At 40.1% G+C, this 22,369-nt stretch carries 21 protein-coding genes; 12 read left to right on the forward strand and 9 right to left on the reverse strand.

Going from position 1 to position 22,369, the window contains the following annotated elements; translation table 11 throughout:
- Positions 1 to 26: 26 nt before the first annotated feature.
- The 8 genes from FLL46_RS27325 to dnaA all read right to left on the reverse strand — a co-directional run bounded on the left by FLL46_RS27325 (position 27) and on the right by dnaA (position 8,738).
- Positions 27 to 599: a CPCC family cysteine-rich protein gene (locus FLL46_RS27325; RefSeq protein WP_210418637.1), complete on the reverse strand. Its 573-nt coding sequence runs from the start codon at positions 597 to 599 to the stop codon at positions 27 to 29.
- A 109-nt stretch (positions 600 to 708) separates the two neighbouring features.
- Complete coding sequence (locus tag FLL46_RS08705) at positions 709 to 1,104, reverse strand: hypothetical protein (protein WP_142893094.1); 396 nt, start codon at positions 1,102 to 1,104, stop codon at positions 709 to 711.
- 387 nt (positions 1,105 to 1,491) lie between these two features.
- Positions 1,492 to 1,863: a hypothetical protein gene (locus FLL46_RS08710; RefSeq protein ID WP_142893095.1), complete on the reverse strand. Its 372-nt coding sequence runs from the start codon at positions 1,861 to 1,863 to the stop codon at positions 1,492 to 1,494.
- Positions 1,860 to 2,441 carry a hypothetical protein gene (locus tag FLL46_RS08715; RefSeq protein ID WP_142893096.1) on the reverse strand — a complete coding sequence of 194 codons (582 nt, stop codon included), beginning with the start codon at positions 2,439 to 2,441 and terminating at the stop codon, positions 1,860 to 1,862. Before FLL46_RS08715 ends, FLL46_RS08710 begins: the two co-directional genes overlap by 4 nt.
- A 212-nt stretch (positions 2,442 to 2,653) precedes the next feature.
- Positions 2,654 to 5,083, reverse strand: a complete 2,430-nt coding sequence (gyrB, locus tag FLL46_RS08720; protein WP_142893097.1) for a DNA topoisomerase (ATP-hydrolyzing) subunit B — start codon at positions 5,081 to 5,083, stop codon at positions 2,654 to 2,656.
- 27 nt (positions 5,084 to 5,110) lie between these two features.
- Positions 5,111 to 6,214: a DNA replication/repair protein RecF gene (recF, locus tag FLL46_RS08725; protein WP_142893098.1), complete on the reverse strand. Its 1,104-nt coding sequence runs from the start codon at positions 6,212 to 6,214 to the stop codon at positions 5,111 to 5,113.
- Positions 6,215 to 6,236: 22 nt separating this feature from the next.
- Positions 6,237 to 7,343, reverse strand: coding sequence for a DNA polymerase III subunit beta (dnaN, locus tag FLL46_RS08730; protein WP_142893099.1), 1,107 nt, complete (start codon positions 7,341 to 7,343; stop codon positions 6,237 to 6,239).
- Between the two features lie 24 nt (positions 7,344 to 7,367).
- On the reverse strand, positions 7,368 to 8,738 hold the full coding sequence (dnaA, locus tag FLL46_RS08735; protein WP_142893100.1) for a chromosomal replication initiator protein DnaA: 1,371 nt from the start codon (positions 8,736 to 8,738) through the stop codon (positions 7,368 to 7,370).
- 850 nt (positions 8,739 to 9,588) lie between these two features.
- Here dnaA and rpmH point away from each other — a divergent pair.
- From rpmH to mnmE, 5 genes are read left to right on the forward strand one after another with little or no spacing between them, the layout of a single operon-like run.
- Positions 9,589 to 9,723, forward strand: coding sequence for a 50S ribosomal protein L34 (gene rpmH / locus FLL46_RS08740; RefSeq protein WP_142893101.1), 135 nt, complete (start codon positions 9,589 to 9,591; stop codon positions 9,721 to 9,723).
- 52 nt (positions 9,724 to 9,775) lie between these two features.
- Positions 9,776 to 10,141, forward strand: a complete 366-nt coding sequence (gene rnpA, locus FLL46_RS08745; RefSeq protein WP_142893102.1) for a ribonuclease P protein component — start codon at positions 9,776 to 9,778, stop codon at positions 10,139 to 10,141.
- Complete coding sequence (yidD, locus tag FLL46_RS08750; RefSeq protein ID WP_210418638.1) at positions 10,126 to 10,365, forward strand: membrane protein insertion efficiency factor YidD; 240 nt, start codon at positions 10,126 to 10,128, stop codon at positions 10,363 to 10,365. Before rnpA ends, yidD begins: the two co-directional genes overlap by 16 nt.
- Positions 10,366 to 10,386: 21 nt before the next feature.
- Entirely contained in the window at positions 10,387 to 12,096 is a 1,710-nt protein-coding gene (gene yidC, locus FLL46_RS08755; protein WP_142893104.1) for a membrane protein insertase YidC, read from the forward strand.
- A 6-nt stretch (positions 12,097 to 12,102) separates the two neighbouring features.
- Positions 12,103 to 13,470: a tRNA uridine-5-carboxymethylaminomethyl(34) synthesis GTPase MnmE gene (gene mnmE / locus FLL46_RS08760; protein ID WP_142893105.1), complete on the forward strand. Its 1,368-nt coding sequence runs from the start codon at positions 12,103 to 12,105 to the stop codon at positions 13,468 to 13,470.
- A 33-nt stretch (positions 13,471 to 13,503) separates the two neighbouring features.
- Here mnmE and FLL46_RS08765 read toward each other — a convergent pair whose 3' ends face one another.
- Positions 13,504 to 14,712, reverse strand: coding sequence for a hypothetical protein (locus FLL46_RS08765; RefSeq protein WP_142893106.1), 1,209 nt, complete (start codon positions 14,710 to 14,712; stop codon positions 13,504 to 13,506).
- A 230-nt stretch (positions 14,713 to 14,942) separates the two neighbouring features.
- Here FLL46_RS08765 and mnmG point away from each other — a divergent pair, with 230 nt between their 5' ends.
- The 7 genes from mnmG to FLL46_RS08800 all read left to right on the forward strand — a co-directional run bounded on the left by mnmG (position 14,943) and on the right by FLL46_RS08800 (position 22,350).
- Complete coding sequence (gene mnmG / locus FLL46_RS08770) at positions 14,943 to 16,835, forward strand: tRNA uridine-5-carboxymethylaminomethyl(34) synthesis enzyme MnmG (protein WP_142893107.1); 1,893 nt, start codon at positions 14,943 to 14,945, stop codon at positions 16,833 to 16,835.
- A gap of 14 nt (positions 16,836 to 16,849) precedes the next feature.
- The gene (gene rsmG, locus FLL46_RS08775; RefSeq protein ID WP_142893108.1) at positions 16,850 to 17,482 is read left to right on the forward strand and encodes a 16S rRNA (guanine(527)-N(7))-methyltransferase RsmG; all 633 of its coding nucleotides are present in this window, start codon (positions 16,850 to 16,852) and stop codon (positions 17,480 to 17,482) included.
- Positions 17,483 to 17,708: 226 nt separating this feature from the next.
- Positions 17,709 to 18,494, forward strand: a complete 786-nt coding sequence (locus FLL46_RS08780) for a ParA family protein (RefSeq protein ID WP_142893109.1) — start codon at positions 17,709 to 17,711, stop codon at positions 18,492 to 18,494.
- A gap of 46 nt (positions 18,495 to 18,540) precedes the next feature.
- Entirely contained in the window at positions 18,541 to 19,422 is an 882-nt protein-coding gene (locus tag FLL46_RS08785) for a ParB/RepB/Spo0J family partition protein (protein ID WP_142893110.1), read from the forward strand.
- 149 nt (positions 19,423 to 19,571) lie between these two features.
- A complete protein-coding gene (locus FLL46_RS08790; RefSeq protein WP_142893111.1) occupies positions 19,572 to 20,672 on the forward strand; it encodes an FAD-binding oxidoreductase in 1,101 nt (366 codons plus the stop codon).
- 60 nt (positions 20,673 to 20,732) lie between these two features.
- The gene (locus FLL46_RS08795; protein WP_142893112.1) at positions 20,733 to 21,428 is read left to right on the forward strand and encodes a DNA alkylation repair protein; all 696 of its coding nucleotides are present in this window, start codon (positions 20,733 to 20,735) and stop codon (positions 21,426 to 21,428) included.
- Positions 21,429 to 22,020: 592 nt separating this feature from the next.
- Positions 22,021 to 22,350, forward strand: a complete 330-nt coding sequence (locus FLL46_RS08800) for an ATP synthase subunit I (protein WP_281281955.1) — start codon at positions 22,021 to 22,023, stop codon at positions 22,348 to 22,350.
- Positions 22,351 to 22,369: the final 19 nt, after the last annotated feature.

Below are 22,369 nucleotides of genomic sequence, written 5' to 3' on the forward strand. Positions count from 1 at the left end.
TTTGATCATTTATTAGTTGCAAAACGCTACTTCTTATAAACATTTCGAGCGTATTTTTTAGGACCTTCTATATCTATAAATTTAAGTGAACATCTATCTATAGCCCCAATTTCTTCGAAGTTCCTTCGAGCTTCCGCCAAGGACATATGGTTTGGGCCATCACCACCATTTTCCCAAAAACAAACAGTACAAATCTCCCAAGCTCCTTTTTCACCAGGACTTATTGATAAATAGTCACAACATGGGCAAGGAGCGACTTCTTCTGGCTCTCCGTCAACAGCACAGTCCAAACCGTATTTTCTTAACTTGTCTTCTATATAGGAATTCTGAACTTTGTTTAACTTAAAGATTAGGAAGTCCATAAGCAATGGCTCAAAAATATTTCTATCAGGTACGGGCAGATTAGGAAACGAACAAAGAGCCAAAATAGCTTTATCGTCTAAATGAGGCAAATCACCATTCTCTATACCTTCTTTTGCTTCACTCTCATTCTCATAAATCGCATATTCGAAAATAATATTCAGCGTATCTTTATCAGAAAGTAAAGCGATGCTTTTCTTTGCGATTAGCTCTTGCGCTTTTTTTCGTTCAATTTTCATACACTACATGATTACCTAACTTTAATTACACACGTTTGAGTTACATCTTCAGGCCGCTATTTCTTATTATCACTTTTCGTATTTTAATTTTAAGTAGAAATGCTTCTAGTTAATACTCTTGTATTATAAATACGTTGCGCCTGCCACTATCGCTATAGATAGCAATACCTTCTGCTTTCATGCAATAATTTAAGAGGATGTTTTTCGAGTTTGAAAAGCTTAGCGTTGCATCATGAAGAAAAACTGTTTGAGTAGCACAAGCCTTATACCTTCTGCCAGATATTAAGGATTTAAAGTCGGCAGCCGAAATTTCCAAGTGATACTCCTTAACTTTAAAAAATGTGTTTATCCCAATACTTTCTTCTAACAACAAAGCACTAGAAGGTAAGCTGTTTATTTTAAGCACATTTTTTGCGAGGTGATTGTATTTTGAAGTTTCGTTTTCACACGATGAAAGTAATAGGAGTCCCAATAAAACACAAACTTTGGCTAATTTTTTTTGCATTGAATACTCTTAATACTCACGAAGACGAATTGTATATTTGAAGCTGCCAGTCGAAGCTTAAATGTTTCCCAAATAGCTGATATTGTTTTATACCGTCGATATTTACAAATTTCAAAGGTTTGTTGTTACTAAGCGTAAGAGTTGGTGTAGTTGATTACAAAATCCACTGAAGAGTTTGGACAAGCCATCTCTCGCTTCTTTGGTACTAAAATTAATTCCATTAAAGAGCACAATCAGTCAAAATTGCTTTTCGGCTTATACTCAAAGGTAACAACCAATAGTTAGTTTAACTCGTCAGCTAACTGAATTAGATTGGAAAGTTTCTTATTAGCATCCGAATGTAAGTTTTTAAGATCGTTTTCACTCACAGCAAAAAAGTAATCAGGGTTAGTATTCTGGAAAACAAAAACCTTCTCTGATATCGTAATATCTACCACAAGAAGGACCGCCGATATTAAGTGCTGTCTTTGATTCCCCTTTAAGCGTCTTATTCACAAAGACTCTCATCTCGTGCTCCCCGCTAGACATACTTTCCAATAAAGCAGAGCCACTTCGTGTTTCATTAAGGTTAATTAAAGACTGACAAAATCCTTGCATCGCCTCACTAAGCACCCAGTATTTAGTAAACCCAATAAAATCATCTGATTTAACTTCGACTTGTATTCTTACATCATATTCTAAAGATAAGTCTTCAGTCTGTTCATCGATTAAACTTATCGAAAACTCATTCTCGCCAGAGGCTAATTTAATTTCTTTCATTCTCTAAACCAGTTTTGCTCCCTTTCGCATAATTTTGCCCATTCATTCCGCTTCATGATTTCCAAGTTATCTAGTTTGTTACCAACTAATACAAAATCAGAGTCCCAAGAAAAAACTTCCTTATCATCTTCAGGCCTTTCGCCTTTAAAACTAGGAAGTTGCCCGTTATTGAAAGACCAATATCCATCATCGAGCAATTTTTTAAGTTCCTTTACACTTTCTGGTACTTTATTAATTATCGGAGCTGAGGAAAGCTGTCGCACAATTTCGTCAACATCAGTGTGTTCATTGTCCAAATTCCAACCATCGATATCAGTCCAAAGATACGCATCATATCCCTTATGAGTAATCACTATAGTTTGCTCTGACATTTCGACTGAGCCTTGATAGAAAACACTATATCTTAGACTTTCAGTTTCGGTGAGTTCTAATTCAAAAGGAAAAGCGGGAGCTAAGTTCTTATCCAGAGAATGGTATTCATCTTGAAAAGCCAAAAACGCTTTCTCTACATCTTTCTCAGTTATCAAGATGTTTTTTATATTATCCCTAAATGTATTTTTATAATGATGCTCTTTCATTTTCTCAACTAATTCCGAAGTTAAACCATCCTGTACTTTTTTCGCTCAAATATTTTTTCACATTTCACCACTGATAAAGCTTATTATTAGTAAGTACTCACTATGATTTCTTTTGAAATAAAAAGGGCATGCCTTTCAACATGCCCTTTTACTTTTTCAAAATTGATGAAACTTCATTCCACGAATTCTGAGCTTTCAAATTAAATGGCTAACTAAACATCCAAATTAGCTACAGCCAATGCATTAGACTCAATAAAGTCCCTACGAGGCTCAACCTGGTCGCCCATCAGCGTGGTAAACAATTGATCAGCAGCAACAGCATCCTCGATAGTTACCTGCAGCATACGACGGCTTTCTGGGTCCATAGTAGTCTCCCAAAGCTGCCCCGGGTTCATCTCTCCTAACCCTTTGTATCGCTGAATGGATAAGCCGCGTCTTGATTGTTGCATTAACCAGTCTAAAGCTTCGTCAAAGCTCGAAACTTCTTGTTTTCTAGCTCCACGTTGTATGTAAGCACCCACTTCTAAGAGACCGTTTATATGAGAACCAAGTGCGACAATTTTCTTGTATTCTCCAGAAGCAAAGAAAGATTTATCTAAACTATATACTTTGGATAAACCATGATGAATGACTTTAATTTCAGGTAGGTAACGATTTCTTTCTTCGTCCTTCTTAGCCGATAATTCATAACGAGTTGCACCAGCCTTTCCGTCATCCTTCAAGCTTTTATCAAGTAAGCTTATCCATTCTTCAACTTTATCTTTGTCTTCCAAAGATTCAACAGATAACTCAGGTAAGTAAACAAGCTCCTTTAAGATTGTAGGTGCGTACAACTGTGACAGTCGGCGAATATCAGCTTCGACTGAACGATATTCATTAACCAGTTTTTCTAGTGCCGCTCCGCCCAAAGGAGGTGCTTCAGCATTAACATGTAATGATGCTTCATCTAGCGCCATACTAGTTAAATATTCTTCCAAACTGGCGTCGTCTTTAATATAGGTTTCCTGTTTACCTTTCTTCATTTTATAAAGTGGTGGCTGAGCAATATACACAAAGCCTCGCTCTATCAGCGGTAACATTTGACGATAAAAGAAAGTCAGCAAGAGCGTTCTAATGTGCGCTCCATCAACATCAGCATCGGTCATAATGATAATTCGATGGTAACGCGCTTTTTCAACATCAAACTCGTCACGGCCAATGCCGCAGCCGAGTGCTGTAATCAACGTACCAACTTCAGCTGAAGATAACATTTTGTCAAAACGCGCTTTTTCCACATTAAGAATTTTACCTTTTAGCGGCAAAATCGCCTGGTTTTTACGGTTTCTCCCCTGCTTAGCAGAACCGCCCGCAGAGTCACCCTCCACAATATAAAGTTCTGAAACCGCAGGGTCTTTTTCCTGACAATCAGCTAATTTACCTGGCAGACCAGCAATATCTAAAACACCTTTACGGCGAGTCATATCTCTTGCTTTCCGCGCCGCTTCTCTGGCTCGAGCAGCATCCATCATTTTGGTTACTATGGTCTTAGCTTCTTGAGGATTTTCTAGTAAATATTCGCTGAGCTTCTGGCTCATCGCTTGCTCAACGGCGCCTTTTACTTCAGAGGAAACTAACTTGTCTTTCGTTTGAGACGAAAATTTCGGATCAGGTACTTTGACAGAAATAACTGCGGTTAACCCTTCTCTTGCATCATCGCCAGTCGTTGATGCCTTATTCTTTCCACCGACATTTTCTTTTTCGATATAGCTATTTAAGGTTCGAGTTAACGCAGAACGGAATCCAGCCAAATGCGCCCCACCGTCACGCTGAGGAATATTGTTGGTAAAACAGAATATATTTTCCTGGAAACTATCGTTCCATTGCATCGCCACTTCAACAGTAATACCGTCTTCTTCTCTTTCTGCAGTGAAGTGGAACATTTTATCGTTGATTGGCGTTTTTGCCTGGTTCAAGTAGCTAACAAATGCTTGTATGCCACCGTCGTATTTGAAGTGATCTTCTTTACCAGAACGCTCATCTTTAAGACGAATACTCACGCCGGAATTCAGAAAAGATAGTTCTCTTAGTCTTTTAGCAAGAATATCGTAGTGGTAGTTAATATCACTAAAGATATCAGGGCTTGGGTGGAATCGTAATTCTGTGCCTGTTCTTTGCGTATCACCAATAATCGCCAAAGGTGCAACAGGTTCACCGAGATTATAGTTTTGCTCGTGAACCTTACCTTCCCGGCGTATGGTCAAGGATAGTTGATCAGAAAGCGCGTTAACAACAGATATACCAACGCCATGCAATCCGCCTGATACTTTGTAAGAGTTATCGTCGAATTTACCACCTGCGTGTAGCACCGTCATAATAACCTGAGCCGCAGAAACCCCCTCTTCTGGATGTATTCCAACGGGAATTCCACGACCGTCGTCGGACACTGAGATGGAATTATCAGGATGGATTGTGACATTGATGTCAGAACAGTGGCCAGCGAGCGCTTCATCAATCGAGTTGTCGACAACTTCAAATACCATATGATGTAAGCCGGTACCGTCGTCGGTGTCTCCAATGTACATGCCGGGACGTTTTCTAACTGCGTCTAGTCCTTTTAGAACCTTGATACTGGATGAATCATAACTATCGTTATTTTCAGACATTCAATACTCTACCTTTTCTTAATTAATTCAATAAGTTTCTGATGATTTGATGGGAGTGACATTCCCATGTTTCACGTGAAACATATGGGCATTATTATACCCTTTTTCTAACCACTTTAGTGAATCAAGTTGCAAACAAGACAAAATGATTTGCACATTGTTTTGCGCTATCAACATGCTTAAAAGCTCTCGCTGATTATTCTGATCTAACTCAGATGAAAAATCATCGATTATGAATAGACTATCCTTGTTAGTTTGAGTCTTTAGAAAATTTGTTTGAGCCAACAGCAAGGCATTGATTAAAATTTTCTTCTGCCCTCGTGACAAATAATCCTTTGCCAGGTAGCCATTAACTTTCAGTCTGATATCTGCCTTATGGGGTCCAAATTTTGTAAATCCCGAATCTGTATCAGACTGGTAATTACCTCTTAACTTTTCTGCCAAATCCCCCGAATGTCCCGGATAATAGCGCATTGTCAGAGAATCACAAAACTCAATATTGAGCTGAGCTATGGTCGCTAAAACCGTCTGCTCTAACTGTAGAAGTAATGCCTCTCGTTCTTGATTAACTTTATTCGCACTGTCGCAAAGCAACTTATCCCAGATTTCCAATTGCTCCAGATCTGGTTTACTGCTCCTTCGTAATAGTGCATTTCGTTGTTTCAAGTTAGCCGAATATTGTTTCCACTCAGAATGATACTGATGTTTCACGTGAAACAAACACCAGTCTAGATACTTTCTTCTCTCAGAGGGGCCGGAATCAATTAGGTGGTATGACTCCGGGCAGATAACTTGGGTCGGATAAATTCTCGACAAAGAGGACAACGCCTTTGCCTTTTCACCGTCTATTTTAATGAGCTTTGTCTTAGATTTTTTTTGGTAGTTTAAACCAAATCTTCCTTGCTCTTCGTTTTGCCCAAAAACAATAAATTGGGTTGCTTCTTCATTGGTTACCAAGTCTAGTTTATTCGTTCTGAAAGAACGGCCAGAGGTGAGTAAACAGATAGCCTCTAGCAAGCTAGACTTCCCTGCCCCATTCTCGCCATAAACAATATTCAAAGCCGGACTCAATTCGAACTTACCAGAAGCGAGGTTCCGTATTCCTTGATGGCTAAAAGACTTTAAATACATTCAATGTTGTATTTCTAACCATTTACAAACGCATAGGCATGACGACATATAAACTGTCGCTCGAATCAGCATTCTCTATCAACACACTACTATTGGAATCACCTAAATTAAACCGGACATTTTCCGACTGAATAACATTAAGCGCATCTAGCAAATAGCCGACATTAAAACCAATTTCCAGATCTTCATCGTTATAGTCGACATCTAACTCAATTTCAGCTTCTTCTTGTTCCGGGTTATTTGCGTGGATCTCTAATAAATTTCCCTTAATATCGAGCCGAACACCACGAAATTTTTCGTTGCACAAAATAGAAGCTCTAGAGAAGGCATCTTTCAACGCACCTTTATCCGCGACCAGTAACCGCTGTGAATTCCTGGGTAACACTTTATCGTAATCTGGAAACCTGCCATCAATCAATTTAGAGGTGAATACGTAAGTCCCTAACGTGATTCTAATATGATTACTGCTAAGCTCTACCTTGCATTTACCTTCTGCAGAAGACAACAATTTACCTGCCTCTAATATCCCCTTCCTGGGTACGATAGCTTGCATTAATTCTTCATTAACTGGTTGTTCTAACTCGATTTTAGAGAGCGCTAAACGGTGGCCATCAGTTGCCACTGACACTAGGTTAGCGCCGTTTATTTCTAGCAACATTCCATTTAAGTAATAACGAACATCCTGCAGCGCCATGGCAAACTGAGTTTTATCAAAAAGATTTTTAAAATCGCCGGTCTCAATTTCAAATTCCAAATTAAACACCGCTTCCTCAATATTTGGAAACTCCTGCGCTGAAATTGTCGATAAAGAAAAACGGTTCTTACCAGATGAAATCCTTAATTTGTTTTCATCAAGGGTGATCTCGATTACGTTATCATCGGATAGGCTTTTGCAAATATCTAACAACTTTCGCGCAGGGACAGTGATATCACCTTCCACATACTCGCCTTCCAATGGTAGATTAGCTGACATCTCTATTTCGAGATCAGTTGCAGTCAGAGTTAGTTGGCCGTTATCGATTTTTAAAAGCAAATTAGCGAGCACAGGCAATGTCTGGCGTTTCTCTACAGCGCCGGAAATCAACTGCAATGGTGCGACTAACTCTTCTTTTCCTATCGAAAATTTCATTATTTGGTGCTCCTCATACCACCGTTAACTCGATAATGTTCTCATCAAGTTTGTATAATCTTCGTTAATATCCTGTGATTCTTCTTTTAGCGCTTTTACTTTACGACATGCATGTAACACTGTCGTATGGTCTTTTCCGCCAAACGCCTCGCCTATCTCTGGCAAACTATGATTAGTGAGCTCCTTTGCCAACGACATTGCCAGCTGGCGCGGCCTGGCAATAGAACGATTTCTTCGCTTTGACAGCAAGTCAGAAACCTTAATTTTATAATATTCAGCCACCGTCTTTTGAATATTTTCGATACTGACTTGTTTATCCTGCGCCGCAATCAGGTCTCTTAAAGCTTCTTTAACAAACTCGACGGTGATCTCTTTGCCAGTGAATTGTGCATTTGCAATAACGCGTTTTAGCGCGCCTTCGAGTTCGCGTACATTCGAACGTATTCTTTTCGCGATAAAAAAAGCAACTTCGTGTGGAAGTTCAATGCCAGTTTCCTCAGCTTTCGAAATCAGTATTGCAACTCTTGTTTCAAGTTCCGGTGGATCAATAGAAACGGTTAAGCCCCATCCAAACCTCGACTTTAAGCGTTCCTCAACACCATCTATTTCTCGGGGATAACGATCACATGTTAATATAACTTGTTGATTTCCTTCAAGTAATGCATTGAAGGTATGAAAAAATTCCTCTTGGGATCGTTCTTTATTTGCAAAAAACTGAATATCGTCGATAAATAGCGCATCGACTGTGCGATAAAACCGCTTAAACTTTTCAATTGAATTGGTTTGTAACGCTTTTACCATATCAGCAACAAATCGCTCAGAATGTAGGTAAATGACCTTACCATTCGGCTTGTTCTTTAAAATTTGATTGCCAACTGATTGCATTAGGTGGGTTTTACCTAAACCGACACCGCCATAAATGAAAAGTGGGTTATAGGCTGTCCCTGGATTTTGTGCGACCTGCTTAGCTGCCGCCATAGCAAGTTGGTTGCTTTTTCCTTGAACAAAACTATCGAACTTGAATGCTGGGTTCAAATTGCCCTTTTTATTACCTTCTAAAGGATTTGAAGAAGGTTTTTTTGGTTGTTCACTAACAGTTGTTTGCTGCTGCTGGGTTTCCTTGACTAAAACATTGTTAGCTTTCTCTTTCTTTTCAAACAAAGGATTAACCGAAACAATATCAAGTTGTATTTCAATTTTATTTTGTACTTCGCTTGATAAGATTTCTTGAATTCTAGACAAGTATTTTTCTCTAACCCAATCAAGCACGAATCGATTGGGTGCCTGGAGATGGAGTTTATCTTCACTACAGGTTGCTTTTAACGGACGGATCCAGGTACTGAATTCAGTAGGTGGCAGCTCATCCTGCAGATATCTTTGGCACTTATTCCACATTGATTGAGGGTTCGGGATTATTATTAATTATTGACTGGCTTAAGTTAAGCTGATTATTGCTTTCAGCTACGTTTTCTTTCCTTTTCTAACACTTTTAATAAATGTGTTGTGAAAGAGTTGTGAAGTTTAGATCGAATTTAATAATTGATCCACAGAATTTCGCGTTTTGTCATAATTTTCTTTGAATCTTCTAGAAATTAACAATGTGGGTTTAATGAGCAATTTTTTTCTTTAATAACGGTTTTGTGATCGTTTTTGTTAATTTAATGTATAAAATTGTGTGCATAACAAGAGATTTAATAATTTGTGTTTATTTTTACACTTTTGATCAAAGTTTTTTAAGTTGATTTACAGTTTATATTGACATAGTTATCCTTTGCCTAAATACTTGTATTTAAAGTGATATAGTTACTTATCCACAGAATTAAGCAGATCTAATAATAAGTAATAATAAGATCTTTTTTATTTATTATAATTATTATTAGCCTGTAGATAACTTAGTAAATTTGGATCGGATTAGTTAATGTTTTAGCGACTATCAGCGATCTGGCTTAAAAATTAGGGAAATTTTCCTATTTTTAAATTATTTTTGGTAAATAGGTTATCCACAGAAATGAGAACTATTTTTAAAAAGATCGCATATTTAGTTACAGAATTTTTACATTATTACTATATATAGTAGTTAGTGATAAAAGTTGGACAAAAGAAAATGGAGCAACTTGACAAAAGAATAAAAAGTGAGCAGAAAACTCATTGACACTGAAAATTCAATGCAATAGAATTTGCGCCCCTTACAGACAGGTAGTCGTGTTGCCTGTGATCACTAGCTAATTAAATAACGGATAGACTGATGAAACGTACATTTCAGCCTAGCACACTTAAGCGCAAGCGCCGTCACGGTTTCCGTGCACGTATGGCAACAAAAAATGGCCGCCAGATAATTAATCGACGTAGAGCAAAAGGTCGTAAAAGACTTACTGCTTAATTGTTGATTGATCAGCTTAGATAGAATTAGTTGCTCCTGTTAGGAATTGGGGATGATAAATGCGTCCTTTAAATTTCAGCAGGAGCTTCGTCTTTTAACAGCTAAAGATTTTAGCCGAGTTTTTGATAAAGCTTTTAAGGTCAACAATAAAGCTTTTACCCTGTTGGCGAGAAAAAATAACCTTAAACATCCGCGATTAGGATTGGTTATTGCGAAAAAAAACCTTAAATTCGCCTATCAACGAAACTTGGTGAAAAGGTTACTCAGAGAAGAGTTCAGGGTTAGGCAGCATACCTTAGACGGTTACGATTTGGTGATTCTTACACGACGGGATATTGCTGTATTACCCAAAACAGATATAATCCGACTTCGCGACGACTTATTCGACAAATTCCACAAAAAATGCAAACGATTTTGATCGGTTTCATCAAGATTTACCAAAAAACGCTAAGTTTGTTTATTGGCGGTGAATGTCGTTTCTACCCTACATGTTCTAACTATTCGATTGAAGCGATCCGCAAGCATGGTAGTTTCAAAGGATCCTGGTTGACGATTAAGCGTATTTCTCGATGTCACCCACTCAATCCTGGCGGCGTTGATGAAGTTCCAGAGCCATTTTGTCAGTGTCAACATAAGCACTAATATTACGAGAATTAACTTATTATGGAATCCGCCCGTACTTTTCTTTTTATTCTTTTTGCGTTCTTAACATTTTTGCTTTACCAGGCGTGGCAAGAAGACCATAAACCAGAGCCAGTTTCCAAACCTTCTATCGAAAGCTCCGTTGATGTTTATCAGTCAGAGCAGGCAATTCCTTCTGCTAGCCCAAATAACGCTGATGATTTGTCAGCTGAAATTCCGCAAGAGCCAGGTAAAACAAACCCTTCAGTTGAAGTTTCGGTATCAACTCAACCAATTGAGGTAATTACAGATACGTTGAAAGTGTTGATTTCACCAAACGGTGGAAATCTGGTATCTGCAGAATTACTGAATTACAAAATGTCCCTAGATGAAAATTCGCCACCTATCAACATCTTAGAAAACCGCGATGGGCGAATATTTCTGGCTTTATCAGGGTTATTCGGCACAGGTGCACCAGATTTCAACAAAAATGTAGCTAATTATCATTCCGCGCAAAACCACTATGAACTTGATGGTAAAGAATCGATTAATGTGGATCTGACCTGGGTAAATGCAAACGGTGTCGAATATATAAAACGATTTACTTTCCACAAAGGACAATATGTTGTTGATGTGAAGTTCTTGGTTAATAACAAAAGTAGCGAGCGGATCGCCAACCGCATGTTTACTGCTTTACAGAGAGATCAACTACCTGCTGACGGCCAAGAATCTGTCGGTATTGGTATGCAGTCTTACCTTGGACCCGCGTATTCAACGCAAGAATCTAAATACGAAAAGTACGATTTTGACGATTTAGCTGAAAGCGATCTGAGCGCTCAAACTCAAGGTGGCTGGATAGCTATCTTGCAACACTATTTTGTTACAGCTTGGGTCCCGGAAGGCGAATCGAAGTCGATTAATAAAATTGATGCAACTTCAAAAAATTTGAGGAAAGCTGGTTTATCTCAAATTCGAATTACTCAGGACTGGGTATGGATAGATCCTGACCAATCAGTAGAGTTTGCAGCAAAACTTTATGTTGGGCCGAAAATTCAAGCAGATCTGGAAAAATTATCAGAAGGTCTTGAATTGACTGTTGATTATGGATTTCTCTGGTGGATCGGCCAGCCGATTTTCTACATGTTAATATTTTTCCAGGGATTTGTGATTAACTGGGGAGCGGCTATCATTTTGGTTACGATAGCAATCAAGATGCTGCTTTACCCGCTAGCCAGGGCTCAGTACCGCTCCTTTGCGAAAATGCGATTATTACAACCCAAAATGACTGCAATGAAAGAGCGTTATGGGGATGATCGCCAGCAAATGTCGATGAAGATGATGGAGTTGTATAAGAAGGAAAAAGTAAATCCTTTAGGCGGCTGTTTTCCATTGTTAATTCAAATGCCGGTTTTCATCGCTTTATACTGGGTTTTGATGGAGAGCGTTGAGTTAAGACACGCGCCTTTTATTCTGTGGATAAATGATTTAGCGGTTAAAGATCCTTACTACATTTTGCCATTATTGATGGGCGCTAGTATGTACCTGATGCAGAAAATGCAACCGACCTCGCCGACGATGGATCCAATGCAACAAAAAATGTTGCAGATGATGCCGGTGTTTATGACGATCTTTTTCGTCTTCTTCCCGGCTGGTCTGGTTTTATACTGGTTAATGAATAACTTGATCTCGATTGCTCAGCAACTTTACATCACTAACCAGTTCAACAAAGAACAGGAAGCAAAAAATAAGTAGCTCTCGATGACTGAGCCCCATCAATCAACCATTGTTGCTTTAGCGACGCCGCCTGGTAAAGGTGGTGTCTCTATCGTCAGAGTCTCGGGACCATTGTGTCATGACATAGCGCAAAAATTACTGGGTCAATCCATTAAGCCGCGCTATGCTCACTACCTTCCGTTTCGTGATCTTACCGGTCAACAGCTCGACCAGGGAATCGCCCTGTTTTTTGATGGCCCTAACTCTTTTACTGGTGAAGACGTGCTGGAGTTCCAGGGACATGGCGGCCCCGTTGTCATGGACTTGTTAATTGAGACAATCCTGTCTTGTGGCGCACAGTTAGCCAAACCTGGAGAGTTTTCTGAAAGAGCTTTCTTTAACGACAAGTTAGACCTTGCTCAAGCGGAAGCTATCGCTGATTTAATTGACAGCGGTTCTCGGCAAGCGGCTAAGTCGGCTTTGCGTTCCTTAACCGGCGAGTTTTCCCAACAGATAAATCAACTGGTTGAAAAAGTTATCTACCTTCGGATGTACGTCGAAGCCGCGATTGATTTTCCAGATGAGGAGATAGATTTTCTCGCCGATGACAAAGTCACACTTCAACTCGACGAAATTGTTAAAGAACTTAAACAATTGTTGTCCAGCGCACATCAAGGCAGTTTGTTGCGGGAAGGCATGAAGGTCGTTATCGCCGGTAAGCCTAATGCCGGTAAATCGAGTTTACTTAATGCCCTTTCTGGTAAAGAATCGGCGATTGTCACTGATATTGCTGGAACCACTCGAGATGTGCTGTCCGAACAAATCAATATTGACGGTCTTCCCTTGCACATTATTGATACCGCTGGATTAAGACAGGCGCGAGACAAAGTCGAGCAAATTGGTATTGAAAGAGCTTCGAAAGAAATTGAACAGGCTGATCGAATACTGTTAGTGGTTGATTCTAGCGACGGTGAGGTACACCTGGCCCAGCAGGAAATAAGGCAATTTATCGATTCTGAGGTGGAGTTACCCCCTGTCACCCTTATCCGCAATAAATGCGATGTGACAAATGAAGTAGCTGGTATTGCGACTGAAAACAGTGAAACGGTAATTACCCTTTCGGCGAAAAAGCGACTGGGATTGGCATTGCTAAAATCGCACCTAAAGCAGTCGGTTGGTTTTGAGGCAAGTGAATCTGGTACGTTTATGGCCAGGCGGAGACACATTGACGCTTTGACTCGAGCTTCTCACCATTTACAAACAGGATACGCGCAACTTGTTGAAATGGCTGCCGGTGAGATTTTAGCTGAAGAGTTAAAGTTGACGCAAAACTGTCTCAATGAAATTACTGGTGAGTTCTCGTCAGATGATTTGTTGGGTAAAATCTTTAGTAGTTTCTGTATCGGAAAATAGTTTTTATCGTTCCAAACCTTCCATAGATTGATATTAGTGATTGTTTACTAACTCTATAGAGCTTATTTCACTGTACTTAAATGGTAATATCGACTTTCCGCCGAATTGATGTTGAGCGAGTTCTAGCCGATTTATTTTTAATCGATCGATAATCCCTGTCACTGTCCCATTATTGGTCAGGTGAAGGATGACTTTTGATCCCTCAAAGTTTTGCAATCCAGAATAGCTAACAGGCAGGAAACTATTATTTTCCTGTTTTGTGCTAGCATTCGATGGTTCCTTTTGAATTTGGGTTCGTTGTGCCAGGTTGGAAAAGTAATGATTGGTGTTTTTTGCGTTGAGCTCCAAGGTAACCCCTGCTTTATCGGGCAACTCGTGAACTGGCATTTGCATTAATTGGTTCCAGTTTAATCCAACAGGTGGATGATAACTGACATGGAACGACTGGGGGGAGAAAACGAAGTTCTCGAAAATATCAGTGAATTCCCGGGTTAATGAATAATTTCTTTCAGACGCAAATCGGTTAAGCTGCTCAGAAAATCGTTTAACTACCCTTTCTGGCGGCAGGGCCGAATCTTCGATACATTTTTGTATTCTTTGCTGCAACAACGTATGCCTGTCACTACTAAAAGTGAGCGAACTAACGAAGGGGTTATTGGTTGAACTAGTATTAAAGTTGTCAATATTTCCGGTAAATACTGCGTTCATTAGCCCCAACATTTTTAAATCCACATCAAATTCTATTTGAGACGAAGTTTCCTGGTACTTCAGTTCTGAAAGCAGGCTAAATCTGAAGGGGGCTGGATGTTGATAAAAATTGTTCTGGCACTCGACCGGCACCAGTGAAGTTAGAATTTTTATCGTTGAGGTTTGAAAAAACGCCTTCAGATCGAGCGCTTTGGTCGTATGAGCTTCAACAATGAGAATTTTCAGATTAGGCGGCAAATTCCTGAATACCACATACTCTTTCATTTTCCAGATGTCTGTGAGGCTACCAAAATCAACTTGAACCAGAGCTGAGTGCCAGATGGGAACATCACTGTCTGCATAACCAACAGCATTTTGGAGGAATATTTTACCTTGCCAGTCTACCCATAGCCATGAATAGTCTATTTCGAGATTCAGCGGCCTACTACGTAAAAATTCATTAATATCATTTTTTACCTGCCACAGGAAAAGCAGATAAGCTACAAAAGCCAGTAGCAATAAATAGCGAGTAATTTTGTTTAGTACTTTTAACATTAATCTTGGTAATTAATTTGATAGAACTAAATAGCCGATCCAGAATTGTTTGTTAAAATAAAGAAAGCTCGAAAATGACAGAACTGACGCTAATAATCCGTTAATTAGTGAACAAATACGAATATTTTTATGCCATTTAGGAAAACTGTTAAATTAATCGCTAAATGTCGTTCAAATATTAAACAGTTTTAGGTAAGATCGCCCTCCTTTTTTAATCCATGGAAAAATTGATGATTTTTGACGAGAGTTTTGACGTTATTGTAGTTGGTGGTGGGCACGCCGGCACCGAAGCTGCACTTGCAGCAGCGCGCACTGGCGTGTCAACTTTGCTGATAACTCATAATATCGAAACTTTAGGCCAGATGAGCTGCAATCCGGCCATTGGTGGAATTGGTAAAGGTCATCTGGTTAAAGAAGTGGATGCGATGGGCGGAATTATGGCGACTGCCATTGATCACGCAGGAATTCATTTTCGAAAACTCAATGCCAGCAAAGGGCCTGCGGTCAGGGCAACGCGTGCTCAGGCTGACCGTACCTTGTATAAGAACTACGTCCGTAAAGCGCTGGAAACACAAGACAATTTACGTATTTTTCAACAGTCAGTTGACGATCTGATATTAGAGCAGGATCAAGTGGTTGGCGTGGTCACTCAAATGGGGCTGCGCTTCAACGCCAAAACGGTTGTTTTGACGGCCGGAACTTTTCTCGACGGTAAAATTCATATCGGATTATCTAACTATTCCGGCGGTAGAGCCGGTGATCCACCGTCAATTGGCCTATCTCAACGATTAAGAGAACTCCCTTTTCGAGTTGAACGGCTCAAAACAGGGACACCGCCGCGTATCGATGCGCGAAGTATCAATTTTGAAGGGCTTGAACCACAGCATGGCGATACGCCGGTACCAGTGTTTTCTTTTTTTGGCTCTGCTTCTCAGCACCCGCGCCAGATCCCTTGTTATATTACTCACACTAACCTGCAAACCCACGAATTGATCAAAGGGGGGCTTGACCGTTCGCCCATGTTTAGTGGTGAAATTGAAGGGGTCGGCCCGCGTTATTGTCCCTCAATTGAAGACAAAGTGACCCGCTTTGCAGAACGAGATTCTCATCAGATCTTTATTGAACCAGAAGGGTTAGATACTCACGAAGTGTATCCGAACGGTATTTCCACCAGCCTGCCGTTTGATGTCCAACTTGAATTTGTGCGTTCAATCAAAGGATTTGAAAACGCTCATATTACCCGACCAGGTTATGCGATTGAGTATGATTATTTCGATCCACGAGAACTCAAGTCTTCTTTAGAGACAAAGCATATCGCAGGTTTATTTTTTGCCGGCCAAATCAATGGCACAACCGGTTATGAAGAAGCTGCGGCGCAAGGATTAATAGCCGGGCTCAACGCTGCGCTTCAAGTGCAAGGTAAGAGTGCCTGGTCACCTTCACGGGAAGAAGCCTATATTGGCGTGATGATCGATGATTTGATCACCCGAGGTACCCAAGAACCCTATCGGATGTTTACATCTCGCGCAGAGTATCGTTTGTTACTTAGAGAAGATAATGCTGATTTGCGACTCTCTCAAAAAGCGAATGAGTTAGGTTTATTAAGCGATCAAAAATGGCAATTGATTGCGAATAAGCGAGACGCGATTGAGAACGAATTAGAGCGGATGAAAACTACCTGGGTTCACCATCAGTCGGAATCCGCAGACAAAATTAATCGTCACCTGGAAAAAGCGCTGTCTCATGAGTACAGCCAACTGGATCTCTTAAAACGACCACAACTTAATTATCAACTATTGGAAGATTCAATTGATGGCGTTGGCCAGGGATTAAATGCTGATGTGAAAGAACAGGTTGAGATCCAGGCAAAGTATGCCGGCTATATCAATCGGCAAAAGGATGAAATTGAGAGAAACAAAAAGCAGCTCGATCTTCTCATTCCAGACAATATTGATTACTCATCTATCGGCGGCTTATCTGCTGAGATTGTTCAGAAACTGGAAACGACCAGACCAGAGACAATTGGCCAGGCCAGCAGAATTTCCGGGGTAACGCCGGCAGCGATCTCAATGTTGTTGATAACGATAAAAAAGCGCAGTGTCAAACTGTCTAAACAAGCTTGAGTCAGACTGAGAGTATGCGACAAATATTAATGCAAGGCGTTGAAAGCCTTCAACTTAATTTGACATCTCATCAGCTTGACCAATTAATGGAATTATTGACGGAATTGCTGAAGTGGAATAAGACGTTTAACTTAACGGCGATTACCGATGAAACGCAAGCACTGAAACTTCATTTGCTGGACAGTTTATCGATTGTGCCTTTTTGGCGTTTCCAAAAAACGCTTGATGTTGGCACCGGTTCAGGGTTTCCTGGTTTGCCGCTGGCGATTGCGTTGCCGGACAAAGAATTTCACCTGTTAGACAGTAACAGCAAAAAGATAAGATTTATTCGTCAGCAAATTCATCACCTGAAGCTAAAGAATGTTGTTGCCCATCATTGTCGAATTGAGGCACATCAATTATCTGAAGATGAGCAAGGGTATGATGCGATTGTCTCCCGAGCGTTTGCTTCCCTGGCCGATATGGTGGGAGCAACGCGTTCATTGTTAGCCGAAAACGGACGATGGATGGCAATGAAGGGTGTTTATTCGGAACAAGAAGTCGAGCAACTTCCGTCCTGGGCAAGGAAAGAGGATGTTTTGTCACTCAATATTCCCGGGCTTGACGTCGAAAGATGTTTAATTGAATTGACCAAACGAAATGATTGATCCCAGCGTCGATCAATCTATAATGGATCGCTCGCCGATCAATTTTTAACGCAGCGATAACAAGGTAATTCATAAAAGTATTTTAAAAACAAAGAGTTAGGCTGTAGAGCTCTTGTGTTTACTAAATAACCTGATTACCCAATAAAAATGACAACCGTCAGGTAAAACGATTGTGCAGGAAATAAACCGCGGAGATTAAACCGCAGAACTGGAGCCGAGGTATCTTGTGGGCAAAATCATAGCAGTCACCAATCAGAAAGGTGGTGTCGGTAAAACAACAAGCAGTATTAATATTGCTGCGTCCCTGGCGGCGACCAAGCGTAAAGTATTACTTGTTGATTTGGATCCACAAGGGAATGCCAGTAGCGGATGTGGAGTTGATAAAGAAGAATTAGAATTTCATGTTCTTGATGTGTTAATGGGGGAGCGCCCTATTAGCGATTGTGTGATTAATGCAGAACAGGCGGGAATTTTCGTATTGCCGACAAATTCAGATCTTGCATCTGCGGAAGCACACCTACTCAATATGGAAAATAAAGAGTCTCGCCTGAAACAGGCATTGCTTTCCATTAAAGATCAATATGACTATGTTTTCATCGATTGCCCGCCTTCACTCAGCATATTAACTGTTAATGCACTCGTTGCCGCTGATAGCGTTATGATTCCTATGCAATGTGAGTATTATGCGCTTGAAGGATTGAGTGCACTTTTACGAACTGTTCAACAAATTACTGAGCACGTTAACCCCAATCTTGAAATCGAAGGTATTCTTCGAACCATGTACGACCCGAGAAATCGCCTTGCAATTGAAGTTTCCGGACAACTGCATGAACATTTTGGTGATAAAGTTTATCGAACAGTCATTCCACGTAATGTCCGTTTAGCAGAAGCTCCCAGCTATGGATTGCCTGCCCTTTTATACGATCGCTTGTCACGTGGCGCCAAAGCTTACCTGGCTTTAGCTGGAGAAATGATTCGCCGCCAAGAGTCGATGGCTGGATCTGCCGCTTAAAGGGATTAACTCGCTTAACAAAAAATTATTCGATTAGAGAATTTTAATGAAAAAAAAACTTGGTCGTTCACCACTTGATGCCTTCCTGAGTAAACCGCAAAAAGATCAAAAAGGTGAAGCCGCTGAAAGTGCGATTCCTAAAGGGGAATTACAAAAACTGCCTGTAGAGTTATTGCAACCCGGTCAATATCAACCTCGAAAAATAATGACCGACGATGCACTTGAAGAATTAGCAAGTTCTATTAAGGCTCAGGGAATTATTCAGCCTGTTGTTGTTAGATCAATCGGCAAAGACAAATACGAAATTATTGCCGGTGAACGCCGTTGGCGCGCTTCGCAAATTGCTCAGTTAGACGAGATCCCTTGTCTGGTTAAACAAATCCCTGATGAAGCCGCGATTGCGATGGCTTTGATTGAAAATATTCAGCGAGAAGATCTGAATGCCATGGAAGAAGCGGTGGCGTTGCAACGATTAATGCAAGAATTTAGTTTAACTCATCAACAGACTGCTGATGCAGTTGGCAAAAGCCGAACCACTGTTACTAACTTACTGCGATTGTTAAGTTTAACGGAACCTTGTCGAGTGATGCTAGAACGCGGCGATCTGGAAATGGGTCATGCGAGAGCTTTATTATCATTGCCTGGCGATGAACAGACACTGGTTGCTCGAACGGTTGTTTCAAAAGAGTTGACGGTAAGAGAAACTGAAAAACTGGTGCGTAAACACCTTTCACCAATTAAACCCAAAAACAAGACGGAAACGGCTGATCCACATATCGAACAGCTTGAAAGAGCTATTGGCGATAAAATTGGCGCGCCGATATCTATTCAGCACGGAAACAAAGGTAAAGGTAAAATATCGATTCAGTATAATAGTCTGGATGAACTCGATGGTATTTTGCGACACATGGGAATAGAGCAACTTTAAGTTGTTCCAACAATTTAATTTACAGGGGCTTTTATAAGCCCTTTTTTATTTGAGCAAATTAATGGAAAAAATTGCTCACAAATTTTATCTATCACCGGAATCAATAATTGGAATGAAAACCGGTGTGAAAATTAAAGGTTAATTGATAGATGTTTGTAGATAACCTGACTGAACTCCAATCGCTTGAGTCCTGGTCTACGCGAAAGACAACGGCGATCTGCGTTAATGTGATCGAAGAAACTCATGACGTTAAAACATTTCAGTTTAAAACAGAGCAAGCGCAGTTGTTTCATTTTAAACCAGGACAATTTATCGGTATTCAGGTCACTATTGACGGAGAAAGGCATAACCGCTCCTACACTATCGCTTCTTCCCCTACTCGCCCCCATGTGCTGGAATTAACCGTCAAGTTAGACCCGGCTGGCAGTGTTTCGCCATGGTTGCATCAAAATATTAAAGTCGGCTCATCATTAGAGTTGCGTGGACCTGCCGGTCGATTTAACTGTATGGATATAAAATCGAATAAAGTACTGTTGATTTCCGCGGGTTCAGGGATCACACCGGTAATGTCCATGGCCAGGTTTTGGTGCGATCAATCAGCTGATAAAGACATACATTTTGTCAATTGGTCCCGCTCGGTGCAGGATATTATTTTTCGGCGAGAGTTGGCGTTGCTCGATCATCAGCATGCTAATTTTAATCTGGAAGTTGTGTGCACCAAACCAGGATTAACTGAAAATTGGCTAGGTAGACGTGGCCGATTAAATAAAAATTTATTGTTAGATATTGTTCCTGATCTCCACGAGCGAACTATTTTTTGTTGTGGACCTGAAGGATTTATGGAACAGCTGAAAACCTGTTTGCAGCAGCTCGACTTTGATATGAGCCAGTATCATGATGAAACTTTTGATCCCGGTGGAAAGAAAAAATCCAAACTTGCAGCTGAAAAAGTTGAAGCTCAAAAAATGCGAGATGAAAAACCTGACGGACCATTTAATCTGACTTTTAAGAAAACAGGTAAAACAGTGATCGTAGAAGCGGACGAAATTTTATTGGAAAGAATTGAAGCTGAAGGTATCGCTATAGAGTCAGCTTGTCGCGCTGGAAATTGTGGCTGTTGTCAGGTTAAAAAATTGTCCGGTGACACCAACACGGTAAATGAGATCGGTTTACATTCAGAGCGAAAGCAAGAAAACTTCATTCTAACCTGTACTACGCGGCTAGAATCAGATGTGGAACTTGATATTTAACTTTAAAGTGAAATCTTGCAGTAAGCAACATGTTGCGAGATGGCTCAAGGGAAAAGCAAAATGAAATATAAAGAGGTGGTTGCCCGACTTGAGAAATTAGCAAATGCTGAAGTCATTGAAAAATCAAAAAGGTTTTTTAAGTCTGGCAAAGGAGATTATGGCGAACACGATCTTCTATTGGGAATTACCGTACCTCAATTAAGAGAACAGGTAAAATTACTGAAACCACTAGAATTGTCATTGTGCGAATCTTTATTAAACAACGATTATCATGAAATTCGCATGTTTGCTTTATTAATGTTGGTTGAATTATATAAAGCGAAGGACGAAAAGCTTAAAAATGCGGTGTTCGAAACCTACCTAAATAATACGCAGCGTATTAACAACTGGGATTTAGTTGATTGTTCTGCCTCTAAAATAGTTGGAGCACATTTATTTGAAGGTGACAGGAAGCCACTCTACCAATTAGCTAAATCTAATCTTCTTTGGGAGCGGCGAATTGCCATTGTTTCAACTCACTTCTTTATCAGACAAAATGATTTTAACGACACACTTAAATTAGCCAAGGTGCTCATTAATGATCAGGAAGATCTTATGCACAAAGCGGTTGGGTGGATGCTAAAAGAAGTTGGTAAACGGGAAGAATCCATTTTGACCGAGTTTCTAGACAAAAACTATCAAAACATGCCCAGAACAATGTTGCGAACTTCGATTGAAAAACTCCCCAAAACGATGAAAGAATCTTATCAGAAGTAATAGTGATAACAGATTAGTAGCGACGCCGATCGTTAAGCCTGGCAATGGCTCCGGTTTTTATCAAAAAACGCTAGCTATCACGTATCAAACAAGCAATCTGAATACCGCGCAATCGAATTTGATTATGACGCTACGCCACAACCTTTGTATTCAAAATTGGTAAAATCAACAAATCATCATTTTTTAATCTTTTTGTAATCACTGGTTATTCTCTGGTTAAAAATTACACTTCGTTCCAATGTACTTAGAAAGCCCGAAGAAACTAGACAACATTCCCTTTAATAACATGAGCTTATCGTTTTCGATAATTAGCATTACTCAACTTAATATGGCAATCAGAATTAGAACATAGCCGGTTGGTTGTAAATAAGCATAATTTACGCTGAATTAAAGCGGCTGATCACTTGCCAATAAAGGCATTGATCTCTATAATTTGCGCCGCATTTAAATGGTTGTTTTTTGCGCGGCTGAAGCCGGCGTAAAGGGCCAATCGAAAGGTCCGGGTTGTATTGAGGCGAAATTTGCTGAGAAATTTTGATATATGAGTCAAGCCTTAATAAGCCACGGATACCAACAAGCCAAGAAACTATTGATGATACAGGCTCTAATCATAGCGTTTGTTTCATGTTTCGGTTTGATTAAAGAATTTAAGGTAGCAGTTGCTTTGCTATCGGGCGGAATGGCAGTTTTTTTAGCGAATTGCTTTTTCGTTTATAAAGCGTTTTCTAAATCTGGAGCGCAAGCCAACAAACAGGTGGTTGGGGCTTTTTATTTAGGGGAAACAATAAAGATATTTCTTGCAGTCGGATTGATATCCGTTGCATTTTGGCAATTGCCGGGATTTGAAATCTTTGCTTTAGCTGGTTATGTAGTGGCGCTATTAAGCCAATGGTTAGCGCCAATTATCATCAAAACCCATTAATAACAGGAATAATGAGTTT

Origin of the sequence: Aliikangiella coralliicola, assembly GCF_007004725.1 — a bacterium.
Classification (GTDB): Bacteria; Pseudomonadota; Gammaproteobacteria; order Enterobacterales; family Kangiellaceae; genus Aliikangiella; species Aliikangiella coralliicola.

Coding starts and splice junctions, on each gene's coding strand:
- yidC (WP_142893104.1), top strand. CDS start 10,387: ATGGAATCCGCCCGTACTTTTCTTTTTATTCTTTTTGCGTTCTTAACA.
- FLL46_RS08795 (WP_142893112.1), top strand. CDS start 20,733: ATGAAATATAAAGAGGTGGTTGCCCGACTTGAGAAATTAGCAAATGCT.
- FLL46_RS08705 (WP_142893094.1), bottom strand. CDS start 1,104: ATGCAAAAAAAATTAGCCAAAGTTTGTGTTTTATTGGGACTCCTATTA.
- FLL46_RS08715 (WP_142893096.1), bottom strand. CDS start 2,441: ATGAAAGAGCATCATTATAAAAATACATTTAGGGATAATATAAAAAAC.
- recF (WP_142893098.1), bottom strand. CDS start 6,214: ATGTATTTAAAGTCTTTTAGCCATCAAGGAATACGGAACCTCGCTTCT.
- dnaA (WP_142893100.1), bottom strand. CDS start 8,738: ATGTGGAATAAGTGCCAAAGATATCTGCAGGATGAGCTGCCACCTACT.
- mnmG (WP_142893107.1), top strand. CDS start 14,943: ATGATTTTTGACGAGAGTTTTGACGTTATTGTAGTTGGTGGTGGGCAC.
- FLL46_RS27325 (WP_210418637.1), bottom strand. CDS start 599: ATGAAAATTGAACGAAAAAAAGCGCAAGAGCTAATCGCAAAGAAAAGC.
- rnpA (WP_142893102.1), top strand. CDS start 9,776: ATGATAAATGCGTCCTTTAAATTTCAGCAGGAGCTTCGTCTTTTAACA.
- FLL46_RS08800 (WP_281281955.1), top strand. CDS start 22,021: ATGATACAGGCTCTAATCATAGCGTTTGTTTCATGTTTCGGTTTGATT.
- rsmG (WP_142893108.1), top strand. CDS start 16,850: ATGCGACAAATATTAATGCAAGGCGTTGAAAGCCTTCAACTTAATTTG.
- mnmE (WP_142893105.1), top strand. CDS start 12,103: ATGACTGAGCCCCATCAATCAACCATTGTTGCTTTAGCGACGCCGCCT.
- yidD (WP_210418638.1), top strand. CDS start 10,126: ATGCAAACGATTTTGATCGGTTTCATCAAGATTTACCAAAAAACGCTA.
- FLL46_RS08710 (WP_142893095.1), bottom strand. CDS start 1,863: ATGAAAGAAATTAAATTAGCCTCTGGCGAGAATGAGTTTTCGATAAGT.
- dnaN (WP_142893099.1), bottom strand. CDS start 7,343: ATGAAATTTTCGATAGGAAAAGAAGAGTTAGTCGCACCATTGCAGTTG.
- FLL46_RS08790 (WP_142893111.1), top strand. CDS start 19,572: ATGTTTGTAGATAACCTGACTGAACTCCAATCGCTTGAGTCCTGGTCT.
- rpmH (WP_142893101.1), top strand. CDS start 9,589: ATGAAACGTACATTTCAGCCTAGCACACTTAAGCGCAAGCGCCGTCAC.
- FLL46_RS08785 (WP_142893110.1), top strand. CDS start 18,541: ATGAAAAAAAAACTTGGTCGTTCACCACTTGATGCCTTCCTGAGTAAA.
- FLL46_RS08765 (WP_142893106.1), bottom strand. CDS start 14,712: ATGTTAAAAGTACTAAACAAAATTACTCGCTATTTATTGCTACTGGCT.
- gyrB (WP_142893097.1), bottom strand. CDS start 5,083: ATGTCTGAAAATAACGATAGTTATGATTCATCCAGTATCAAGGTTCTA.